Genomic DNA, 21,470 nt, shown 5'->3' on the forward strand with positions numbered 1-21,470 from the left:
TGTGACGACGCACCCGATTCGCGGCGAGGCTCATGCCGCTCTGATTACCGCGCCCGGCTCCGGCCAGGGCAAGTCAATGGTTACGGCCGCACTGGCGCGGTTGCATCGCAATGCAGGGCGTCGGGTGCGCGTGTTCAAGCACGGCCCCGACTACCTGGATCCCATGGTGCAGGAAGTCGCCTCCGGCGCTCCGGTCTACCAGCTGCACCCCTGGATGACCGGCGAAGCCGAGTGCCGCTGGCGATTGGCCGAGGCCGCCAGGGAGGCGGACCTGATCCTCGTTGAAGGCTCCATGGGGCTGTTCGATGGCGAGCCGTCCAGCGCCGATCTGGCGATACTGGCCAGCCTGCCGGCGCTGCCGGTGATCGATGCCTGGGGCATGGCCCAGACCTTCGGCGCCGTGGCCCAGGGGCTGGCCAATTTCCATCCGCGGCTCGCCATCCACGAGGTGATCGCCAACCGCGTGGGCAGCCCCGGCCACGGTCGGCTACTCGCCGATAGCATGCCGGAGGGGCTCTCACTACTCGGCGCCATTCCGCGTAGCGAGGCCATGGCGATTCCCGATCGTCACTTGGGGTTGGTGCAGGCCGGCGAGCTCGATGGGCTCGATGCCCAGCTCGATGATGCCGCGGCGGTGCTCGCCGAGGCGGGGCTCGACCGGCTGCCGGCCCGTGTGACGCTGGAGGCGGCAGAGCCCGGTGCGGCGTTGCGCCGACTCGTCGGGGTGCGCATCGCCGTGGCACGTGATGCGGCCTTCGCCTTCATCTATCGCGCCAATCTCGATCTGCTCGAGGCCATGGGGGCCGAGTTGGCGTTCTTCTCGCCATTGGAGGACGCTCGGCTGCCTGTCTGCGATGCTCTATGGCTGCCCGGTGGCTACCCGGAGCTGCACGCCGCCAGGATGGCTGCCAACGCGTCGATGCGCACGTCGATCCGCGCCCACCATGAGGCCGGCAAACCGATCCTGGCCGAATGCGGCGGGCTGATGGCCTGCATGGAAAGTCTCGTCGATGGCGACGGCATCGAGCACGTCGCATACGGCCTGCTGTCCGGCACCGCACGCATGACCGGCAAGCTCAGTGCCCTGGGCCTGCAGAGTCTGGACACGGCGCTGGGTGAGCTGCGTGGCCATACCTATCACCACTCGTCGCTGGAGACCCCGCTACGGCCGGTTGCCCATGCCCGGCGCCTGGCGGGCAGTTCCGCCGAGGCGGTCTATCGTGAGGGGAGCCTCACGGCCAGCTACTTCCATGGCTATTTTCCTTCCGCACCGGCGCTTGTCGCCGCCACCTTCACTGGCGAGGGCTTGAATGCCGCCCTTTCCGCTACTTCAGGAGACTGACATGAAGAACGTCGACCCTCAGCGTCATGCCGAGCGCATGGCCATCAAACAGCGGATCATGAACGAGCGTATTTCCCAGGCCGACAAGGAGCAGGGGCTGTTGCTGGTGCATACCGGCTCGGGAAAGGGCAAGAGCAGTTCGGGTTTCGGCATGCTGGCCCGAGCGTTGGGCCACGGCATGAAGGTGGGCGTGGTGCAGTTCATCAAGGGTGCCTTCAGCACCGGCGAGGAGGCTTTCTTCCGCGATCTGCCGAACGTGGAGTACCACGTGATGGGTGAGGGCTATACCTGGGACACCCAGAACCGCGAGCGCGACATCGAGAAGGCCGAGGCAGCCTGGGAAGTCGCTCGCCGCATGCTCGCCGATCCCAGCTTCGACCTGGTGCTGCTCGATGAGCTCAACATCGCCCTGCATTTCGAGTATCTGAATCTCGACCGGGTGCTCGACGACTTGCAGGCGCGCCCGGCGATGCAGCACGCCATCGTCACCGGTCGCTATGCACCCAAGGCGCTGATCGAGCTGGCCGACACCGTCACCGAGATGAAGTCGGTCAAGCACGCCTTCAAGGATCAGGGGGTCAAGGCCCAGAAAGGCATCGAACTCTAGGAAGCGCTGATTTCTTGCTGCGCTCCGGCTCTGGCCAGCCTATCTTCGCCCGCGACGGAAATCGGCGGCTTCCCAGTCTGAGCATGAAATCAAAATGGGATTTCTGTAATTCGAGGGCTGCATGGCGACGTTGATGATCCAGGGCACCACCTCGGATGCCGGCAAGAGCACGGTGGTGGCGGCGCTGTGCCGGGCGCTGACGCGCCGGGGCGTGTCGGTGGCGCCGTTCAAGCCGCAGAACATGGCGCTCAACAGCGCCGTGACGGTGGACGGCGGCGAGATCGGCCGCTCCACGGCGCTGCAGGCGCTGGCGGCGGGTGTCGAGCCTCACAGCGACATGAATCCGGTGCTGCTCAAGCCGGAGAGCGACCGCGGCGCCCAGGTGATCCTGCGCGGTCGGGTGCACGGCCATATGGACGCACTGGACTACCACGCCTACAAGCGCCAGGCGCGCGACAGCGTGCTGGCCGCTTGGGAGGCGCTGTCGACGCGCTTCGACGTGATCATCGCCGAGGGGGCGGGCAGCCCGGCGGAGATCAACCTGCGCGAGAACGATATCGCCAACATGGGCTTCGCCGAGATGGTCGACTGCCCGGTGCTGCTGGTGGGTGACATCGATCGCGGCGGGGTCTTCGCCCAGTTGGTCGGTACTCTGGCGCTGCTCAGCGAGAGCGAGAGGGCCCGTACCAGAGGCTTCGTCATCAACCGCTTCCGTGGCGACTTGGCGTTGCTCGAGCCGGGTCTCGTGTGGCTCGCCGAACGCACCGGCAAGCCGGTGCTCGGCACGCTGCCCTACCTGCACGGCCTGCTGCTAGACGCCGAGGACAGCATCGGCCGCACGGGGCGCGAAGAGGGCGAGCCGGCGCTGCGGGTCGTGGTGCCGGCGCTGCCGCGCATCAGCAACCATAACGACTTCGATCCATTGCGGCTTCACCCGCGGGTGGCGCTCACCTTCGTGGGGCCCAACCAACCCATTCCGCCGGCCGACCTGATCGTCCTGCCCGGCAGCAAGAGCACGCGCAGCGATCTTCAATGGCTGCGTGCCCAGGGCTGGGAGACCGTCATTGCGCGCCACCTGCGCTACGGCGGCCAGGTGCTGGGCATCTGCGGCGGCTTCCAGATGCTCGGCAGCGCAGTCCATGATCCCGATGGCCTCGAGGGGGCGGCCGGTTCCATGCCGGGGCTTGGTCTGCTCGACCTCGAGACGCGAATGGTGGCGGGCAAGCAACTGCGTAACGTGATGGGCCGGCTGCTGCCGGAGGATGTGCCCCTCACCGGCTACGAGATCCACAATGGCGTGAGCGAAGGGGCTGCGCTCGCGCAACCGTTGGTCGCGCTCGATGGCCGCGAGGGAGAACGCATGGATGGCGCGGTGAGTGCCGACGGTCAGGTGATGGGCACCTACCTGCATGGCCTGTTCGACAGGCCCGAGACCTGCACGGCGCTGCTGGCGCGCTGTGGGTTAGCTGCTGCGGACGCGGCAGTGGATTACCGTGAGCATCGCCAGCGAGAGCTCGACCGCCTGGCTGACACCCTCGAGGCCCATCTGGATATGGCGGTCATCGAAGAGCTGCTGTCGAGCGGGAGCTCGGCAGCAGCGCCTCTCCGGTAGCGAGCTTCGTTGGGGTCAGGGGGGCGGCAAGCGTCCGTCGAACACTGCCGGGTCGTCGGTGATGGCGCTCTGCACCCCCCAGCTCCACTGGGGGGCGAAGGCGGCAGGATCGTTGACGGTATAGGCGAGCAAGCGATAGCCCGCTTCGCGGACTGCGCGGGCGCCGCGTTGGTTAAGCCGCTTCCAGTCGGTGTGCACACTGAAGGCGTCGACCGCTTCGCAGCGTGCCTGCCAGTGGCGTGGCAACCCTTCGAAGAGAACGCCGAGTGCCAGTCGTTCGGGGCCGGCGAAGCGTCGTGCATGGTCCAGGGCAGCGTCGTTGAACGAAGAGAGAATCAGCCGTTCGGACGGCAGGGCATCGAGCAGGGTGGGAAGCGCACCGTCGACCAGTGCCGGTGCGCTGCGTCCGCGGTTGACCTTGAGTTCCAGGTTGAGCCCCATGTCGAGAGCGTCGACGAGTTCGAGCATCTCGCGGAGGGTGGCCATGCGCTCGCCGACGAAGTCATCGGCGAACCAGGCGCCGACGTCCAGTCGCCGGGCCCTGGGCAGTTCCAGGTCGGCCAGGGCGTCGCGCCCATCCGAGCAGCGCCTCACGCTGGCGTCGTGCCAGATCACCGGTGTGCCGTCACCGAGCAGTTGCACGTCGAGCTCCACCCAGGTACAGCCGGCGCGGTGGGCGGCACGCACGGCTGCCAGGGTGTTCTCCGGGGCGCGAGCCGAGAGCCCGCGGTGGGCAATCAGCGGCGGCAGGTCGATGCTGGGGTGACGATCTGGCATGCGCTCGCTCCGGCTGGACAGGACATCGGCGACAGTGTCGCGGTCAGAAGTGACAGGATAACGACTTGGGGGCCGCCTGGCATAGGCGAAGTGCGCCGTGAGTGTTCCAGCAGGCTGTCGGGCGTGACGCCGGCTCACTGAAAATCCGGAATTACGGCGATTTTCATTCGATATGCTTCGTTAAATAGCTCGCTATTCACCTCACCAGATCGATAAACTTGTCTCAAAATCCGACTTTCTCGCAACGATCGGTCGAGTCAGGCAGCCTGCCAGGCTTGCGCGTTTTTCACAGAACAGGTGTAGAGGCAAGACATGAAGGTGATGACCCCGGAACGCCGCGAACAGCGCGATGCCTGGCTGGCCCGGCTATGCGCCGATCACTACGGCCGCGAAGCAGGGCTGGCACCGCTGGTCACCTTTACCGGGATGCGCCAGGTGCTGTTCGCCCATGAGGCGGCACGCCTGTGGGCACTGGTGGACGACCGACAGCGGCCAGGGGCCCTGGCGCTGCTGGTGCTGGACGAGGCAGGTGGGGGGATGCGCCTGTGGCTCTCCGCGGCGCCGGGTGGGGACCGCGAGAGTGAGCGGCGGTTGATCCGCGAACTGGCCAAGAAGGCGCCGCTGCGCCTCGACGCCGCCGACCAGGAAGCCGAGGCCTTCTACCAGCGTTGCGGCATTTCGCGCTGGTTTGCCTTGCCCGGCGGCCGTCGGGTGGGGCTGGCCGAGCATCATCCGGCTCGCAGCGTCGACGAGCTGGCTCCGCCAGTGGATTTCGACGAAACTGCGATCCTGCGCCGCTTCAAGCACGACGCACGTTTCTTCGAGGCGGAGAAGCGGCTCTTCGTCGAGGCGCTGGACGCCTTTCCGGTCGGCGTGACTTGACCGAAGCGATGATCGGCGCTTGGATGGCTCGACGATATCCCAAGAAACAAGGATCTGACGACATGGCCAAGCGCATCCAATTCGCTCGTACCGGTGGCTCCGAGGTTCTCGAACTCGTCGATGTCGCCCCCGCCGAGCCTGGTCCCGGCGAGGTCCGGGTCGCCAACCGGGCGGTGGGTCTCAACTTCATCGACATCTACTTTCGCACCGGCCTTTATCCTGCGCCGGGTCTGCCCTCGGGACTGGGTACCGAGGCGGCCGGGGTGGTCGACGCCGTGGGCGAGGGCGTCAGCCACTTGAAGCGTGGCGATCGTGTCGCTTATGCCCAGGGCCCCTTGGGTGCCTATGGCGAGTCCCACACGCTGCCGGCGGCCAAGGTGGTCAAGTTGCCCGACGCCATCGACTTCGAAACGGCGGCGGCCTCGATGCTCAAGGGGCTGACGGTGCAGTACCTGCTACGCCAGACGCGTGAGCTTCAGGGTGGTGAAACCGTCCTGTGGCATGCCGCAGCCGGTGGGGTCGGCTCCATCGCCTGCCAGTGGGCCAGGGCGCTGGGTGTGAAGTTGATCGGCACCGTGAGCTCGTCGGAGAAAGCGGCGCTGGCCGAGAAGAACGGTGCCTGGGCGACCATCGACTATACCCGGGAAGACGTCGTCGAGCGCGTCCGCGAACTGACCGGCGGCGAGATGTGCGACGTGGTCTACGATTCGGTGGGCAAGGATACCTGGGAGACTTCGCTTGACTGCCTCAAGCCGCGCTCGCTGATGGTCAGCTTCGGCAACGCCTCGGGGCCGGTGGAGGGGGTGAATCTTGCCATCCTCAACCAGAAGGGTTCGCTCTTCGCCACCCGGCCGAGTCTCAACGGCTACGCCGACACCCGCGAGCGGTTGGAGTGGATGGCCGGCGAGCTGTTCGAAATGCTCGAAAGCGGCCAAGTCCAGGTCGATGTTTCCCACCGCTACCCGCTGGCCGAGGCCGGCCGGGCGCAGGATGCGCTGCAGAATCGTCAAACCACCGGCTCGACCATTCTGCTCCCCTGAACTCGGGCTGCGGGCTGCGGGCTGCGGGCTGCGGGTGCTCGTAGCCCGCCGCTCGTGGCCCTCAGCCGCTCTCCACGTACGCGCCCATCTGGCGCATCCGCGACTCGAAGTTCGCCACGTTGTCGACCAGGTCGTCGGGGCCGAAGGCGACGCACTCCGCCAGCAGGACCTCGATCAGAGTGATGGCCGAGAGAATCGAGGGAAAGAAGTGCGGCGTGGCGTTGGCCACGGTAAAGGTGATCGCGGAACCCGGCACCAGCGGTGAGCGCAGAGTGTCGGTGATCACGATGGGGCTGAGCCCTTGCTGCCGGGCGATGGTCAGGGCGCGCATGGTTTCGTTGCAGTAGGGTTCGAACCCGAAGGCGACCACCACGTCACCAGCGCCATAAGCGGAGAGTTCGGTGAGCAGCCCCCCCTCCTGGCCGCGTATCAGTTGGACGTTGGGCATGGCGATGCGGCCCACGTAGGCGAAGTGGTAGGCGCAGGCGAAGGTGTCGCGAAACCCCACCACGGCCACACGGCGGGCGTCGAGCAAGCGCTTGGCGGCCTCTCGCACCTTGGTCTGGTTATTGGCAGTGAACAAGCGTCCGATGTTGTCGAAGGCGGCGTCCCCCACGTCGAGGAACACCTGATCGTCGGTCTGGCTGGCCAGACTGCGCAGCTGGTTGGCGCGTCCGGAAAGCTCCACCGGGCCGGCCTGCACTGCCGACTGGAATATCTCCCGGAACTGCTCGTAACTCTCGAACCCCAAGCGCTTGGCCAGCCGCACCAGCGTGGAAGCAGTGACTGCGGCGGAAGTGGCCGACTTGCGAATCGATTGAAAGGCGATTTCCACCGGGTGCTCCAGCACGTAGCCGGCGGCCAGTTTCAACTGCGGGCTGAGTTCCGGGTAGGCGTCGGCCAACTGCTGTTTCACCGTTTCCAGGTCTGCCGGCGGCGTCTTGCCAGCCGATGATTCGCTGTTGTCAGGCATGTGTTCCTGCACGGCGATCTCCTGCTTTCCGAAGTGGCGCCATTGTAACTCATGCGTGGCGTCAATCGATGAAACAATCGTTTCTCATAGATTTATATGATGGTACGTACGTGTTGACGTTGTCTATGGCCGTGGTCTAGGATGCGCGGCATAACACGTGTGCCGAATGCATTTCTATAACGGTACGTTTGTTTCTAGCCAGGAAAGCCTGCGTGATTCGTCATCCGTGCTGCTCCTGCCGATTCGAACCCTGGAGAGTATTCACGTAACGCCATGAGCCACACTTCCCCTGAAACACTGATCGTCGACCGTCACGGCCCGGTGACCACGATCCGCTTCAACCGCCCTCACCGCCTCAATGCGGTGGTCGAGCCTCTTTACACCGAGCTGCTAGCAGCCCTGGCCGATGCCGAGGCGGACAGCGAGGTGCGCGTCGTCATTCTCACCGGCGAAGGGCGTGCCTTCTGCGTGGGTGCCGACATGAAGGAGCATGGCAGCGCCAGTCGCTCGCTCTACCAGCGGCGCCAATACCTGCAGCTCGGCAATGACGTCTGCGAGACGATCCTGCGCTTGAAGAAGCCGGTGGTCGCGGCGGTGAACGGCTACGCGCTGGGCGCGGGAGCGGAAATGGCCGTGGCCTGTGACTTCATCCTGATGGCCGACGACGCCCAGATCGGCTTCCCCGAGGTGAGCATCGGCACCTGCGTGGGTGGCGGCGTTTCCAAGCTGCTGCCGCAGCTGGTGGGGCTTTCCCGGGCACGTCAACTGCTCTATACGGGCCGGCGTGTCGATGGCGAGGAGGCCGTGCGTCTCGGACTGGCCACGTCGAGCTGGCCGACGGAAGCGCTGATGACCGAGGCTCGTCAACTGGCAGAGACATTGGCGCAGCAGGCGCCGGTTTCCATGGCCATGCTCAAGCGCTTGGTCAATCAGGGCGGCCACACCGATCTGGAAGGGCAGCTGCAGCAGGAGCTGGATGCCGTCTTCACCTGCTCGACCACCGCGGATTGGCAGGAGGGGGTGGACGCTTTCGCCGAGAAGCGCCCGCCCCGTTTCAAGGGACACTGAACAGGAGCCAGGTAAGCACACCATGAATCCCATCGAAGGACACCTACCCACTCGCAGCCCCCTGCACGACATTCTGGCACCCCGCGGCATCGCCGTGATCGGCGCTTCCGCCGACCCCACCAAACGCGGCTACAAGGCCATGGTGGGCCTGGTGAAGGATGGCTACCGGGGCGATATCTATCCGGTCAATCCCAAGGCCGACATGATCCTCGGCATCGAGGCGTGGCCCTCGGTCACGGCCATTCCCGGCAACCCGGAGCTGGCGCTGATCTGCACCCCGGCGGCCACGGTGCCCGGGCTGATCGCCGAGTGCGGCCGGCGCGGGATCAAGGGGGCGGTGATACTTGCCAGCGGCTTCGCCGAGATCGGCGGCGAGGGCGCCGATCTCGAGCGCGAGATGATGGCCAAGGCGCGTGCCCATGGGGTGCGTATCATCGGTCCCAACACCTCGGGCATCTTCAACCTGCATCACCAGATCAACCTGCTGGCACTGGACAACGTCAAGCCGGGAGATGTGGGGATCATCTCCCAGTCGGGCAACATGCTGCTGTCGTTGGCGCTGGAGGCGCAGCACAATGGTCACGTGGGCTTTTCCACCTACGTGGGGCCGGGCAATCAGAGCGACATCGGCTTCAACGACTACCTGCGCTACCTGGGCGAAGACGAGCACACCCGGGTGGCGACGCTCTACGTCGAGGGCTTTCGCGACGGACGCAGGTTCCTCGACGTGGCCCGCGAGGTGACCGCCATGAAGCCGGTGGTGGTCTACAAGTCAGGGGCAACCGAAGCCGGCCAGAAGTCGGCCAGCTCGCATACCGGGGCGTTGGCCGGCAGCTATGGCATGACCGTCGACCTGCTCAAGCAGGCTGGGGTCAGCGTGGTGCACCAGTCCGATGAGATTCTGCCGGTCGCCGAAGGGCTGGGCCTGTTGCAGAAGGCGCGCGGCAAGCGCGTGGCGGTCATCTCCGACGGTGGCGGCCAGGCCACCATCGCTTCCGACCGCCTCACCGAGGCAGGGCTCGAACTCGCCGAACTCAGCGATACTACACGCGCCAAGCTGCGCGAGGTGCTCTTCCCGCAGGCCTCCACCGTCAATCCGGTGGACGTGGCCGGCTCTACCGATGCCAACCCCTCGCGGCTGGCCACCTGCATGGAGATCGTCGCCGCCGATGACAACGTCGACAGCGTGTTCCTGGTGGGCATGTTCGGCGGCTACAGCATCCGTTTCGCCGAATCGCTGCTCGGCGACGAGATGCGCGGTGCCGAGTCAATGGTCGACCTCTCCCATGCCACCGATAAGCCGCTGGTGATCTACAGCCTGTATGCTCCGATCAAGCCGCCGGCTCTGCGCCGTCTGCACGAGGCGGGGCTTCCGGTCTACGATTCCATCGAGCACTCCGTACGGGTGCTGGCAGCACTGGGGGAGCGCGGCCTCTACCTGGCGCAGAACCACCGCCAGGAGCGCGAGATGGCGGTATCGGCCAAGCCCGAGTTGGCCGAACTCTTCCACCGTGCTCAGGGAGAGGGGCGCGACCTCTTCGAGTACGAGGCCAAGCAGTTGCTGCGCGGGCACGGCGTGGCGGTGCCGGAAGAGCGGGTCGTGGGTAGCGAGAGCGAACTGGTCGAAGCCGCCAAGGCGTTCGGCCAGACCCCCTTGGCCATGAAGGTGGTTTCCCGGGATATCCTGCACAAGTCCGATGCCGGCGGCGTTCGGCTCGATCTGGTCGGCGAGGCGGCGCTGCGCGAGGCACGCGAGGCGATCCTGGCCTCGTGTCGTGAGTACGATCCCCAAGCCGAGATCGAGGGCGTGCTGGTCACTCCCATGGCCAAGAAGGGCGTCGAGGTGATTCTCGGCGTGATTCGCGACCCGATCTTCGGCCCGGTATTGATGTTCGGTCTGGGTGGTATCTTCGTGGAGATTCTCGAGGACGTGGCATTCCGCTCGATCCCGCTGTCCCGTCATGATGCCGAGTCGATGGTGGAGCAGATCAAGGCCAAGAAGATTCTCGGCGGTGTGCGCGGTGAAGCACCGGTGGACAGGTCGGCGCTGGTCGATCTGCTGCTTACGGTATCGCGCATCGTCGAGGCCTATCCCCAGCTCGTGGAGCTCGACCTCAATCCGGTGATCGCGGGTGCCGACGGCTATGCGGTGGTCGACGCCCGGGTTATCGTGGCACGCGATCTGCCGCCGGCAGACAGCGATCTGGAGGCTGCCAACGCATGAGTCAAACGTACACCACGTCTCAGCCCGAGCTGAGCGATGCCCGCCTCGAACTCGAGGGGCGCATCGCCACCCTGACACTGGACCGCCACGACGTGCGTAATGCCTTGACCGGCACGGCGCTGGTCGACGACATCGTCGCCGTGGCCGAATGGGTCAACCGTTGCGACGAGGTTTCGGTGCTGGTGATCACCGGCGCCGGCTCGGCGTTCTCCGCCGGCGGTAACGTCAAGGACATGGCCAGCCGCGGCGGCGACTTCGCCGGCGCCCCGGCCGAGGTGGCCGAGCGCTATCGCCGCGGCATCCAGCGCATGCCGCTGGCCCTCGACGCCGTGGAGGTGCCGATCATCGCCGCCGTCAACGGCCCGGCCATCGGTGCCGGCTTCGATCTGGCCAACATGGCCGACCTGCGCATCGCCTCGAGGAAAGCCAAGTTCGGCGAGACCTTCCTCAATCTGGGCATCATTCCCGGTGACGGCGGCGCCTGGTACCTGCAGCGTCTGATCGGCTACCAGCGCGCCTTCGAGCTGACCCTCTCCGGACGGGTGATCGACGCCGAGGAAGCCAGGGAGACCGGCATCCTGCTGGAGGTCACCGAGCCCGAGGCGCTGATGGGGCGCGCCATGGAGCTGGCCGAGCGCATCGCCGCCCAGCCGCCCAAGGCCACGCGGCTCACCAAGCGGCTGATGAAGAAGGGCAGCCGCATGGCGCTGCCCGACTTCCTCGACCTCTGTGCGGTATTCCAGGGGCTGTGCCACAACGAGCTGGAGCACCTCGAGGCGGTCAACGCCATGCTGGAGAATATGGCGAAGTAACCCGCCTTCTCTGCGTTCTCTACCCGGCTGCGGCCGGGTTTTTTGCTTCCTAGGCCATGAAAGGGCTTGTCCAGCAAGGGCAAAGCTGGCGATGCTGAGGCCATCCGATCTCACAGGGAGGTGAACGCATGGCCGACAGCACACTGGTCTTCATCGTGCTCGGGCTGACTCTGGCCGCCTTCGTCTGGGGGCGCTTTCGCTACGATCTGGTGGCGCTTGCGGCGCTGCTCGGTTCGGTTCTGCTGGGTCTGGTGCCGTCGGAGGAAGCCTTCCTGGGTTTTGGCCATCCGGCGGTGATCACCGTGGCCGCGGTGCTGGTGCTCAGTCGCGGCTTCGAACGCTCCGGGGTGGTGGACGTGATCGCCGAGCAGGTGCTCAAGGTGGGCGAACGGCTCTTCCTGCAGCTGTTGGTGCTCACCGGTACCGTGGTGGTGCTCTCCGGCATCATGAACAACGTGGGCGCGCTGGCACTGCTGCTGCCGGTGGCCATGCGCATGGCCCGCGAGCACGATGCCTCCCCCTCCATTCTGCTGATGCCGCTGGCTTTCGGTTCGCTGCTCGGCGGGCTGACCACGCTGATCGGCACCCCACCCAACATCATCATCTCGGCTTACCGGAGTGGCGTTACCGGCGAGAGTTTCGGGATGTTTTCCTTCTCGCCGGTGGGAGCGGCGGTGGCGCTGGTCGGACTAGCCTTCATTCTTCTGGTGGGCTGGCGGCTGGTACCCCAGCGCGCCGGCAAGGCCTCCACCGAGGCAATGTTCGACACCGCCCACTACCTGGTGGAGCTGCGAGTCGGCGAGGAGTCGGAGGCCAACGGCCTGACCCTGCGCGAACTGCAGGAGGAACTGGAAGAGACTATCCCGGTGCTGGCAGTGGTGCGCGGCGAACGGCGCCGGGCCGGCCATGCCTTCTTCGGCGCATTGAAAGAGGGCGACATCCTGCTGGTGGAGGCGGGGCCCGAGGAGATGAAGCTGCTGGAAGGCAAGGCGGGGCTTCGCCTTGGCAAGGAGGCTGAAGATGATGAGAAGGAGGAGGAGGCCGAAGAAGACTCCGAGTCCACCGACGATTCCCAGACGCAGGAGAGTGTGGGCCAGGCGGACAAGAGCGACGCCGACAAGCCCCAGAAGGGGGGCGTGGATACCGAGGGACTGCAACTGGTCGAGGCGGTGGTACGCAACGACTCCATGATGGTCAACCGCACCGTCACCCAGCTGCGCCTGCACAACCAGTTCGGGCTGCATCTGGTGGCGGTGGCCCGGGACGGCGGCCGCCTCAAGCAGCGGCTGCACGAGATCCGCTTCCGCCCCGGTGACGTGCTGCTGCTCCAGGGGGGTGAGAGCGAACTCTCCGAGAGCCTGGCGACGCTCGGGTGCCTGCCGCTGGCCAGCCGCAACTTGACTCTGGGGCAGCCGCGAATGCTGCTTGCCTCGCTCGCCATATTCGCCGCCGCCATCCTGGCCATGATTTTCGACTTGTTGCCGGCGGCGGTGGCGCTGTCGCTGGCTGCCCTGGTGACGCTGATGGTCGGAGTGCTGCCGTTGCGCGAGGGCTACCAGGCCATCGACGGTCCGGTGATCGTACTGCTCGGCGCCATGATCCCGGTCGGCCAGGCGCTGGAGACCAGCGGCGGCGCGAACCTGATCGCCGAAGGCATGCTGGCGTTGGGCAGCGACTGGCCGGTGGTGGTCTCGCTGGTAGCCCTCTTCTTGCTGTCGATGGTGCTCTCCAACGTCATCAACAATGCCGCAGCGGCGGTGTTGATGGCGCCCATTGCAGCGAGTCTGGCCAGCGGCTTCGATGTCTCGGTGGACCCGTTTCTGATGGTGGTGGCGGTGAGCGCTTCCTGTGCCTTCCTTACGCCCATCGGGCACCAGTCCAACACCTTGGTGATGGGCCCTGGCGGCTACCGCTTCGGCGATTACTGGAAACTGGGAATGCCGCTCTCGATGGTGGTGCTGGCGGTGGCGATGCCGATGATCCTGATCGTCTGGCCGCTGTAGCCCTTGACCGAGAGCGCACCCCGCCGCACAGGCTCCAGCCTTGTCGGCGTTTGGGAGCGGCAAGGGAATGACAGGACGCCCCGGCGGCTGGCCGGGGCGTCTTGATCGCTGAGGGCGAAGGTGGGGGTCAGGCGGGGGTGTGGCGCAGCACCTTGTCCTTGTCGATGACGAAGGCGTCGTATTCGAAATCGTCCACAGTCAGCAGTTCCAATACCTGGGCTTCGCGCTCGCGCATGAAGGCGGCGTCATCTTCGCTGATGAGGCCGGTCTTGGCTGCTTCCTCCACCCGCTGCTCTGGATGCAGCGCCTCGGGGGGCAGTTCACCCTTGGCGTAGGCCTTGTTGACCGTGCGGTAGAGCGTCTCGGCGCGTTCCTGGGTCGCCAGCAGAGCGTTGTAGCGTGCCAGCGGATTTTCCCGTGTGCCGTCGTCGGTGCCCCAGGTATTGCGCAGCAGCTTGTCGCGCAGGGCGGTGTTGCGGGAGACGGCCTGGGCGATACGACGTGTCAGGTCGTCGTGGGGGCGCTTGCAGCGCTTGCCCCGTGGCATCACCAGCACGCGCAGGGTGCGTGCCAGGGCGCGGTTGGGCAGGTTGTCGAACAGCTCGTCAAGGGCTTGCTCGGCGCGGCTCAGCAGCAGCTGGCAGCTGTAGTGGAAGAGCGTCGCCTCGTCTTCGACCTTGTCGCCCTCGTGCCACTGCTTGATCACCATGGAGGCCAGGTAGAGATTGGAGAGCACGTCGCCCAGGCGTGCCGAAAGCATCTCGCGCTGCTTGAGGCTCGAGCCGAGGCTGGCCATGGCGGCATCGGCGCACAGGCCGAAGCCGGCGGAAAGCCGGGCGATCTCCTGGGCGTAACGCTTGGCCACCCCGTCGAAGGGCGCGGCGGGCCTGCCGATGCCCAGCCCCTGGGTGAAGGCGCGGGCGGCGTTGCCGAAGATCAGCCCGGCATGGCCGAAGAACGCCTTGTCGAAGGCCTGGACGTCGTCGGCTTCCTTGGCGGCCAGCTCTTCCAGCACGTAGGGGTGGCAGCGGATGGCGCCCTGACCGAAGATCATCAGGTTGCGCGTCATGATGTTGGCGCCTTCCACGGTGATGGCCACCGGGTTGGCGCTGTAGCCGATGCCCAGATAGTTGCGCGGCCCCAGGGTCACCGCCTTGCCGCCGTGGATGTCCATGGCATCGCTGAGGATCACGCGCTGGAATTCGGTGAGCTGGCTCTTGAGAATTGCCGAGGGCACCGCGGGCTTCTCGCCGCGGTCGATGGTGTTGGCGGTCTGGTAGACCGCCGCCTGGGCGATGTAGCCCAGGGCCGTCATGCGCGCCAGCGGCTCCTGGACGCCTTCCATCTCGGCCACCGGCACGTTGAACTGGCGACGGATGCGGGCGAAGCCGCCGCTCCAGCCGATGGCGTAGCGGGCGGTGCCGGTGGCGCCGGAAGGCAGGGTGATGCAGCGGCCCACGGAGAGACACTCCACCAGCATGCGCCAGCCCTGGCCGATCATCGTCTCGCCGCCGATGATGGTATCAAGTGGTACGAAGACGTCCTTGCCCTTGATGGGGCCGTTGAGGAAAGGGCTGCCGATGGGGTGGTGGCGGCGGCCGATCTCCATGCCTTCGGTATCGCGGGGAATCAGCGCCAGAGTGATGCCGCGGTCCTCTTCCTCGCCCAGCAGGTGATCCGGGTCGAACAGGCGGAAGGCCAGGCCCACTACGGTGGCGATGGGCGCCAGGGTGATCCAGCGTTTCTCGAAGTCGAGGCGTACGCCGAGGACTTCCTCGCCGTCGACGGTCTGCTTGCAGACCACTCCGGTGTCGGGCAACGAGGTGGCATCGCTACCGGCGCGCGGGCCGGTGAGACCGAAGCAGGGAATCTCGCGGCCGTCGGCCAGGCGTGGCAGGTAATGGTTCTTCTGCTCGTCGGTGCCGTACTTGAGCAGCAGCTCGCCAGGCCCCAGGGAGTTGGGCACGCCCACGGTGACCATCAGCGTCTCGTTGACCGAGAGCTTCTGCAGTACCAGGGACTGGGCCTTGGCGGAAAAGCCCAGACCGCCGTACTCCTTGGGAATGATCATGCCGAAGTAGCGCTCCTGCTTGAGATGATCCCAGAGCTCCTGGGGCAGGTCGGCGCGCTCCTTGGCGATCTCCCAGGCGTTGCACATGCCGGCGGCCACGCCACACTGGTTGTCGATGAAGGCACGCTCCTCCTCGCTCAGGCCGTCGTCCCGATAGCCCAGTAGCGTTTGCCAGTTCGGCTTGCCGGTGAACAGCTCGCCATCCCAGGCCACGCTGCCGGCCTCCAGCGCGGTACGCTCGGTGTCCGAGACTTTGGGCGAGACCTTCTTGAACATGGCGAACAGCCGTGGGGTCAGCCATTTGCCGCGCAGCGCCGGCAGGCCGGCGGCGGCCACACCCGCGGCACAGAGCAGCAGCAGGATGCCCAGCAGCGTGGAAGCGAAGAGCAGGCTGGCCAGGCCGGTGGCGGCGAGCACCGTCAGCGCGGGCAATGCGCCGGCCTCGCGGCGCATCACCGTCAGCAGGCCGACGATGGCCACGATCAGCAGGATCAGGGTGAGCATGGAGAGACTCCAGTGGTTGGCAGTGCAAGAATTCGAACGAATGTTTGAATTCTTGCAGACTAGCCCACTTTACTGCAACCGGCCAGTATCCACGATCACGCCAAGGTCCAACACGTCGAGCTCTCTCGCTCGAGGTTTCCCGGCGGCAGGCTGGTTCGGGGGCGCTGTGCCCCCCTCCCTGGGCGCTACCGATGCCCTGCTGCGCTTGCAGGGCCGACGCTATCCGTCGAGCCGGCGCTGGGTTCGCCGCGGGCCGGGGCGTCGCCCGCCACATAGTAGGGGGCGTCGCTTTTCGGCAGCGGTTCGCGGCCGCGGATGCGATCGGCGATCTTCTCGGCGAGCATGATCGTCGGCGCGTTGAGGTTGCCGGTGGGGATCAGCGGGAAGAGCGAGGCATCCACCACCCGCAGGCCCTCTACGCCGTGTACCCGGCCCTGGCCGTCGACCACGGCATCGTCGCCCTCGCCCATGCGGCAGCTGCCGCAGGGGTGGTAGGCAGTCTCGGCGTGGGCACGCACGAAGGCGTCCAGCTCGGCGTCGGAGGCCACGTCCGGCCCCGGCGAGATCTCCCGGCCGCGGTAGGGGTCGAAGGCGGGCTGGGCGATGATCTCCCGGGTCAGGCGGATGGCGTCGCGGAACTCCTGCCAGTCCTTGTCGGTGGACATGTAGTTGAACAGGATGCTCGGCGCCGCCTCGGGGTCCCGGGAGGTCAGGCGGATGCGCCCGCGGCTCTCCGAGCGCATGGAGCCGACGTGGGCCTGGAAGCCGTGGGCCTGCACCGCGCTCTTGCCGTTGTAGCTGATGGCGATGGGCAGGAAGTGGTACTGCAGGTTGGGCCACTCTTCCTGGTCGTTGGAGCGGATGAAGCCACACGCCTCGAACTGGTTGCTGGCGCCGATGCCGGTGCCGAGAAACAGCCATTCCGCGCCGATCTTCGGCTGGTTGTACCACTTCAGCGCCGGGTAGAGGGAGATCGGCTGCTGGCACTCGTACTGGATGTACATCTCCAGGTGATCCTGGAGATGGGCGCCGACGTTGTCGTTGACGTGCACCGCCTGGATGCCGAACTCGTCGAGCAGGTCCTTGGGGCCCACGCCTGAGCGCTGCAGGATCTGCGGCGAGGCGATGGCGCCGGCGCACAGCAGCACTTCGCGGCGAGCACGGGCCTGCCGTGGCTGGCCCTTGTGCGTATAGTGCACGCCTGTGGCGCGCTTGCCTTCGAATTCGATGACGTCGGTGGTGGCGCGGGTCTCGATAGTCAGGTTCTCGCGCCCCTTGGCCTGGTCCAGGTAGCCGCGGGCGGTGGAGGCGCGCCGGCCCCTGGGGGTGACGAAACGGTCCATGGGGCCGAAGCCCTCCTGTCGGTAACCGTTGACGTCTTCGGTCTCCGGGTAGCCGGCCTGCTTGCCCGCCTCGATGAAGGTGCGGTAGAGGGGGTTGTTGTCGTCTTTCGGCGTGGTGACGTCGATCGGCCCGCTATCGCCATGGTAGGCGTTGCCGCCGATGTCGCGTCGCTCGGACTTCTTGAAGTAGGGCAGACAGTCGGCGTAGGTCCAGTCTTCGAGGCCCGTTGCCTTGGCCCAGTTGTCGTAGTCCAGGGCGTTGCCGCGTATGTAGCACATGCCGTTGATCAGCGAGGAGCCGCCCAGGCCCTTGCCCCGGCCGCACTCCATGCGCCGGCCGTCCATGTGGGGCTCCGGGTCGGTCTCGAAGGCCCAGTTGTAGCGCTTGCCCTGCAGGGGGTAGGCGAGCGCCGCCGGCATCTGGGTGCGGAAGTCGAAGCGGTGGTCGGGGCCGCCGGCTTCCAGCAGCAGCACCTGTACGTCCGGGTCTTCGGTGAGCCGGGCGGCGAGCACGTTGCCGGCGGAGCCGGCGCCGATGATGACGTAATCGAATTCGCGAAGCTGGGACATGGCGGTTTCCCAAAAAATTGAAACGGAGGTGGCGTCGGGCGTCAGAAACCTAGTCCGGGGCTGATTCGTGGACAGGTCGCCCCTTCCTCTCTACGACCTGTCCCCGGCGCCGCTCATCTTGGTGGCCGCAACACGACTCGCGGCTCGTAGCTCGAGGCCCGTGACTTAGAACACCGACTCGAAGGGGCCCATCTCGATCTGCACCGACTTGGTCTGGGTGTAGTGGGCAAGCGTCTCGAGGCCGTTCTCGCGGCCCACGCCGGACTGCTTGTAACCGCCCACCGGCATCTCGGCGGGGGATTCGCCCCAGGTGTTGATCCAGCAGATGCCAGCCTGCAGGCGATGGATCACCCGGTGGGCGCGGTTGAGACTTTCGGTGAACAGGCCGGCGGCAAGCCCGTAGTGGGTGGCGTTGGCGCGGCGAATCACTTCCTCTTCGTCATCGAAGGCGAGGACTGCCATTACCGGGCCGAAGATTTCCTCGCGTACGATGCGCATCTCGTCGGTGCAGTCGGTGAACGCCGTGGGCGCCGCCCAGGCGCCTTTTGCCCGCTCGCCCTGGTTCCAAGCGTCTCCGCCAGCCAGCAGCGTGGCACCCTCCTGCTTGCCAAGCTCGATATAGGAGAGCACCTTGGCCTGGTGCTCGAAGCTCACCAGTGGGCCGAAATTGACGCTCGGGTCCAGCGGGTCGCCGGCTTTGATGCGTGCCACGCGCTCGGCGATCTTCGCTTCGAAGTCCGCCTTGACGGCACCCTCGACGAAGACTCGGGTGCCGTTGGTGCAGATCTGCCCGCTGGAGTAGAAGTTGGCCATCATGGCGGCGTCGGCGGCGCGGTCGAGGTCGGCATCGGCGAACACGATCAGCGGCGACTTGCCGCCCAGCTCCATGGTCACTTCTTTGAGGGTGGAGCCTCCGGCGGCGGCCATCACCTTCTTGCCGGTGTTCACCTCGCCGGTGAAGGAAACCTTGTCGATGCCGTCGTGTTCGGTGAGCATCGCACCGACCGCGCCGTCGCCGTGAACGACGTTGAAGACGCCGTCGGGAAGGCCCGCCGCGGTGAAGATCTCGGCCAGCTTTATGGTAGTGAGCGGGGTGACCTCGCTGGGCTTGAAGACCACGGCGTTGCCTGCAGCCAGCGCTGGGGCAGCCTTCCAGCAGGCGATCTGTATGGGATAGTTCCAGGCGCCGATGGCACCGATCACGCCCAGCGGCTCGCGACGGGTGTAGACGAATGAGTCCTCGCGCAGGGGGATCTGGGTGCCCTCGATGGCCGCTGCCAGGCCGGCGTAGTACTCCAGGGCATCGGCACCGGTGACGATGTCCACCGCGGCGGTCTCGCTGATCGGCTTGCCGGTGTTGCGCGTTTCGAGTTCGGCGAGTTCATCGTTGCGTTCTCTCAAGAGCGCCACGGCGCGCTGCAGGATGCGGCCGCGCTGCATGCCGCTCATGGCGGCCCAGGCGCGCTGGCCCTCGCGGGCTGCGGCCACGGCGGCGTCCACGTCGGCGGCGGAAGCCTGCTGTACGCGGGCCAGCACGCTGCCATCGAAGGGGTTGACGACCTCGAAGGTCGCGCTGGAAGTGGCGTCGACAGGGCGGCCGCCGATGTAGAGAGTTTGGATGTCGAGCTGTGCCATGAGGCCTCCTGTTCGGGCCAGATTGGTGTGCGGAAGGTGATGGCTCAAGCGCCGTCCGGGGCGTAAGCTGCCACCTCGTGGCCGGCGAGCAGCTGGTCCAGCGCCGCATGCGCCAGGTGGCTGGCTTTGTCGGCATCCAGCTTGCCGGGCGTGAGGGCGCCGCGCAGCCAGAGCCCGTCGATCACGGCGGCCAGGCCCGCTGCTGCACGGTGAGCATCGTCACGGGGCATGAGACGCCGGAACTGGTGGCACAGGTTGGAGTGCAACCGGCGATGGTTCACCTGCTGAAGCCGCGCCAAGCGCGGCTTGTGCATGCTGCTGGCCCAGAAGGCGAGCCAGGTCTTGGCCACGGCGCTGGTGACCTGGCTGCGGTCGAAGTTGCCATCGATGATGGCGCCGAGGTGGGCCCGGGCGCTGGTGTCCTCGAGCGACTGGCGACGTGCGGCCACCGCGTTTCCCAGGTCGTGGAGGATCTGGCGCATGGTCGCTTCCAGCAGGCCGTCCTTGCCGCCGAAATAGTGGCTGATGATCCCCGCCGAAACGCCGGCATGGCGGGCAATACGCATGACAGTGGTATCCGCCAGGCCGACCTCGTCGATAGCGACCATCGTGGCCTGGATCAACTGCTGTCGACGGATGGGTTCCATTCCGACCTTGGGCACCTGCGCACTCCTGTTAGCGGTTTCTGTCTTGCAACCACACCTGTAGACGTGGTTACCATGTGCACAGCTTGCCATTTCTTTATTGAACGTTCAATCAAGAAAGGGCGGCCGTGAGCCTGACGCTACGGCTATACTCAAGTGGCCAACCGAAAAGGGGAACTCCGATGAACAAAACGAACCTGCCGACACTCACCGCTTTGGGCATGGGTGCCGTTGCCATGGGGCTGGCAGCCTCACCGCAGGCAGCCGACGAACCCGAGAGCTGCAGCGCCGTTCGCTTTGCTGAAGTGGGCTGGACCGATATCACCGCCACCACGGCGCTGACCACCGAAGTGCTGGAAGCGGTGGGCTACGATACCCGCATCGATACCGTCTCCGTGCCCATCGCCTATTCCGGCATGAAGAATGGCGATTTCGATGTCTTCCTGGGGAACTGGATGCCTTCCATGGCCTCGATCAGCGATCCTTACATCGAGGATGGCGACGTCGACCGCCTGAGTGCCAACCTCGAGGGTGCCAAGTACACCCTGGCCGTACCGCAGTACGTCTATGACGCCGGTGTCACCTCGGTGGAAGACTTGGCCGAGCACGCCGACGAGTTCGACAGCGCCATTCACGGCATCGAAGCCGGCAACGATGGCAACGAACTGATCCAGCAGATGATCGACGATGATGCCTTTGGCCTGGGCGATTGGCAGTTGGTCGACTCCAGCGAGGCGGGCATGCTGGCCGAGCTGCGCGCTCGGGTACCGGACGAAACATGGATGGTGTTCCTGGGTTGGGAACCGCATCCCATGAACACCAACTTCGACATGGCTTACCTGGAGGGCGCCGACGACTACTTCGGCCCCAATCTGGGCGGCGCCACCGTCTACACCAACACCCGTGGCGGTTACGTCGAGGAGTGTGGCAACGTCGGCACTCTGCTGGACAATCTCGAGTTCACCCTGGAGATGGAGAATCGGCTGATGGGTGAGATCATGGATGAGGGCGAAGACCCCCGTGATGCTGCCCGCGCCTATCTGCAGGCCAACCCCGAGGTGCTGGATGACTGGCTCGAGGGCGTGGAGACCCGTGACGGCGAGCCGGCGCTGCCGGCGGTGAAGGCCGAACTCGGACTCGAAGGCTGAGCCCGGTAGAGACTTGCCTTGGTGGTGGGGGGCGTGCATAATTCTCCCCCGTTGCCTGGCGAGCTCACCAGGCCAACGGAAAAGGCTACGTAGCTCAGTTGGTTAGAGCACATCACTCATAATGATGGGGTCCCCTGTTCGAGTCAGGGCGTAGCCACCAGACCTGTCCACGATGCCCGTTCGCCCCTGGCGAACGGGCATCGTCGTTGACGGAG

Annotated in this window: 16 protein-coding genes and 1 tRNA gene; 11 read left to right on the top strand and 6 right to left on the bottom strand. The window is 66.0% G+C overall.

All coding sequences use genetic code 11. The features are described 5' to 3' along the window. The first annotated feature begins 1 nt into the window (after position 1). From GFD32_RS01825 to GFD32_RS01835, 3 genes are all read left to right on the top strand, one after another. Positions 2–1,342, top strand: coding sequence for a cobyrinate a,c-diamide synthase (locus tag GFD32_RS01825; RefSeq protein WP_240455514.1), 1,341 nt, complete (start codon positions 2–4; stop codon positions 1,340–1,342). Between the two features lies 1 nt (position 1,343). Further along, on the top strand, positions 1,344–1,949 hold the full coding sequence (cobO, locus tag GFD32_RS01830; RefSeq protein WP_163574772.1) for a cob(I)yrinic acid a,c-diamide adenosyltransferase: 606 nt from the start codon (positions 1,344–1,346) through the stop codon (positions 1,947–1,949). A gap of 121 nt (positions 1,950–2,070) precedes the next feature. After that, positions 2,071–3,561 carry a cobyric acid synthase gene (locus GFD32_RS01835; RefSeq protein ID WP_163574774.1) on the top strand — a complete coding sequence of 497 codons (1,491 nt, stop codon included), beginning with the start codon at positions 2,071–2,073 and terminating at the stop codon, positions 3,559–3,561. 15 nt (positions 3,562–3,576) lie between these two features. Here GFD32_RS01835 and GFD32_RS01840 read toward each other — a convergent pair whose 3' ends face one another. Beyond that, positions 3,577–4,338, bottom strand: a complete 762-nt coding sequence (locus GFD32_RS01840) for a glycerophosphodiester phosphodiesterase family protein (RefSeq protein WP_163574776.1) — start codon at positions 4,336–4,338, stop codon at positions 3,577–3,579. A 312-nt stretch (positions 4,339–4,650) separates the two neighbouring features. On the opposite strand from GFD32_RS01840, the gene GFD32_RS01845 reads away from it, so the two are divergent. After that, complete coding sequence (locus tag GFD32_RS01845; RefSeq protein ID WP_163574778.1) at positions 4,651–5,220, top strand: hypothetical protein; 570 nt, start codon at positions 4,651–4,653, stop codon at positions 5,218–5,220. A gap of 62 nt (positions 5,221–5,282) precedes the next feature. Continuing rightward, positions 5,283–6,260 carry an NADPH:quinone reductase gene (locus GFD32_RS01850; RefSeq protein WP_163574780.1) on the top strand — a complete coding sequence of 326 codons (978 nt, stop codon included), beginning with the start codon at positions 5,283–5,285 and terminating at the stop codon, positions 6,258–6,260. A gap of 61 nt (positions 6,261–6,321) precedes the next feature. Here GFD32_RS01850 and GFD32_RS01855 read toward each other — a convergent pair whose 3' ends face one another. Further along, positions 6,322–7,245, bottom strand: coding sequence for a MurR/RpiR family transcriptional regulator (locus GFD32_RS01855; protein ID WP_240455515.1), 924 nt, complete (start codon positions 7,243–7,245; stop codon positions 6,322–6,324). Positions 7,246–7,506: 261 nt separating this feature from the next. On the opposite strand from GFD32_RS01855, the gene GFD32_RS01860 reads away from it, so the two are divergent. The 4 genes from GFD32_RS01860 to GFD32_RS01875 all read left to right on the top strand — a co-directional run bounded on the left by GFD32_RS01860 (position 7,507) and on the right by GFD32_RS01875 (position 13,340). Next, positions 7,507–8,301 carry an enoyl-CoA hydratase/isomerase family protein gene (locus GFD32_RS01860; protein ID WP_163574781.1) on the top strand — a complete coding sequence of 265 codons (795 nt, stop codon included), beginning with the start codon at positions 7,507–7,509 and terminating at the stop codon, positions 8,299–8,301. Positions 8,302–8,323: 22 nt separating this feature from the next. Continuing rightward, complete coding sequence (locus tag GFD32_RS01865) at positions 8,324–10,525, top strand: acetate--CoA ligase family protein (RefSeq protein WP_163574783.1); 2,202 nt, start codon at positions 8,324–8,326, stop codon at positions 10,523–10,525. Further along, a complete protein-coding gene (locus GFD32_RS01870) occupies positions 10,522–11,337 on the top strand; it encodes an enoyl-CoA hydratase-related protein (RefSeq protein ID WP_163574784.1) in 816 nt (271 codons plus the stop codon). Before GFD32_RS01865 ends, GFD32_RS01870 begins: the two co-directional genes overlap by 4 nt. A 128-nt stretch (positions 11,338–11,465) precedes the next feature. Next, a complete protein-coding gene (locus GFD32_RS01875; protein ID WP_163574786.1) occupies positions 11,466–13,340 on the top strand; it encodes an SLC13 family permease in 1,875 nt (624 codons plus the stop codon). 127 nt (positions 13,341–13,467) lie between these two features. On the opposite strand, the gene GFD32_RS01880 is transcribed toward GFD32_RS01875, so the two are convergent. The 4 genes from GFD32_RS01880 to betI form a co-directional block, all read right to left on the bottom strand. Beyond that, a complete protein-coding gene (locus GFD32_RS01880) occupies positions 13,468–15,915 on the bottom strand; it encodes an acyl-CoA dehydrogenase (RefSeq protein ID WP_163574788.1) in 2,448 nt (815 codons plus the stop codon). Between the two features lie 185 nt (positions 15,916–16,100). Next, the gene (gene betA / locus GFD32_RS01885; RefSeq protein ID WP_163574790.1) at positions 16,101–17,828 is read right to left on the bottom strand and encodes a choline dehydrogenase; all 1,728 of its coding nucleotides are present in this window, start codon (positions 17,826–17,828) and stop codon (positions 16,101–16,103) included. A gap of 165 nt (positions 17,829–17,993) precedes the next feature. After that, positions 17,994–19,463, bottom strand: a complete 1,470-nt coding sequence (betB, locus tag GFD32_RS01890) for a betaine-aldehyde dehydrogenase (protein ID WP_163574792.1) — start codon at positions 19,461–19,463, stop codon at positions 17,994–17,996. A gap of 44 nt (positions 19,464–19,507) precedes the next feature. After that, complete coding sequence (gene betI / locus GFD32_RS01895) at positions 19,508–20,125, bottom strand: transcriptional regulator BetI (RefSeq protein WP_205599007.1); 618 nt, start codon at positions 20,123–20,125, stop codon at positions 19,508–19,510. A gap of 164 nt (positions 20,126–20,289) precedes the next feature. Between betI and GFD32_RS01900 the strand changes: the two genes are divergently transcribed. Then, complete coding sequence (locus tag GFD32_RS01900; protein WP_163574793.1) at positions 20,290–21,255, top strand: choline ABC transporter substrate-binding protein; 966 nt, start codon at positions 20,290–20,292, stop codon at positions 21,253–21,255. An 83-nt stretch (positions 21,256–21,338) separates the two neighbouring features. Further along, positions 21,339–21,415 (top strand) — tRNA-Met (locus GFD32_RS01905). The last annotated feature ends 55 nt before the right edge of the window (positions 21,416–21,470 follow it).

The organism is Halomonas faecis, from assembly GCF_010993975.1.
GTDB classification, from domain to species: domain Bacteria; phylum Pseudomonadota; class Gammaproteobacteria; order Pseudomonadales; family Halomonadaceae; genus Halomonas; species Halomonas faecis.

Coding starts and splice junctions, on each gene's coding strand:
- GFD32_RS01875 (WP_163574786.1), top strand. CDS start 11,466: ATGGCCGACAGCACACTGGTCTTCATCGTGCTCGGGCTGACTCTGGCC.
- betA (WP_163574790.1), bottom strand. CDS start 17,828: ATGTCCCAGCTTCGCGAATTCGATTACGTCATCATCGGCGCCGGCTCC.
- GFD32_RS01865 (WP_163574783.1), top strand. CDS start 8,324: ATGAATCCCATCGAAGGACACCTACCCACTCGCAGCCCCCTGCACGAC.
- GFD32_RS01880 (WP_163574788.1), bottom strand. CDS start 15,915: ATGCTCACCCTGATCCTGCTGATCGTGGCCATCGTCGGCCTGCTGACG.
- betB (WP_163574792.1), bottom strand. CDS start 19,463: ATGGCACAGCTCGACATCCAAACTCTCTACATCGGCGGCCGCCCTGTC.
- GFD32_RS01840 (WP_163574776.1), bottom strand. CDS start 4,338: ATGCCAGATCGTCACCCCAGCATCGACCTGCCGCCGCTGATTGCCCAC.
- GFD32_RS01860 (WP_163574781.1), top strand. CDS start 7,507: ATGAGCCACACTTCCCCTGAAACACTGATCGTCGACCGTCACGGCCCG.
- GFD32_RS01870 (WP_163574784.1), top strand. CDS start 10,522: ATGAGTCAAACGTACACCACGTCTCAGCCCGAGCTGAGCGATGCCCGC.
- GFD32_RS01900 (WP_163574793.1), top strand. CDS start 20,290: ATGAACAAAACGAACCTGCCGACACTCACCGCTTTGGGCATGGGTGCC.
- cobO (WP_163574772.1), top strand. CDS start 1,344: ATGAAGAACGTCGACCCTCAGCGTCATGCCGAGCGCATGGCCATCAAA.
- GFD32_RS01850 (WP_163574780.1), top strand. CDS start 5,283: ATGGCCAAGCGCATCCAATTCGCTCGTACCGGTGGCTCCGAGGTTCTC.
- GFD32_RS01845 (WP_163574778.1), top strand. CDS start 4,651: ATGAAGGTGATGACCCCGGAACGCCGCGAACAGCGCGATGCCTGGCTG.
- GFD32_RS01835 (WP_163574774.1), top strand. CDS start 2,071: ATGGCGACGTTGATGATCCAGGGCACCACCTCGGATGCCGGCAAGAGC.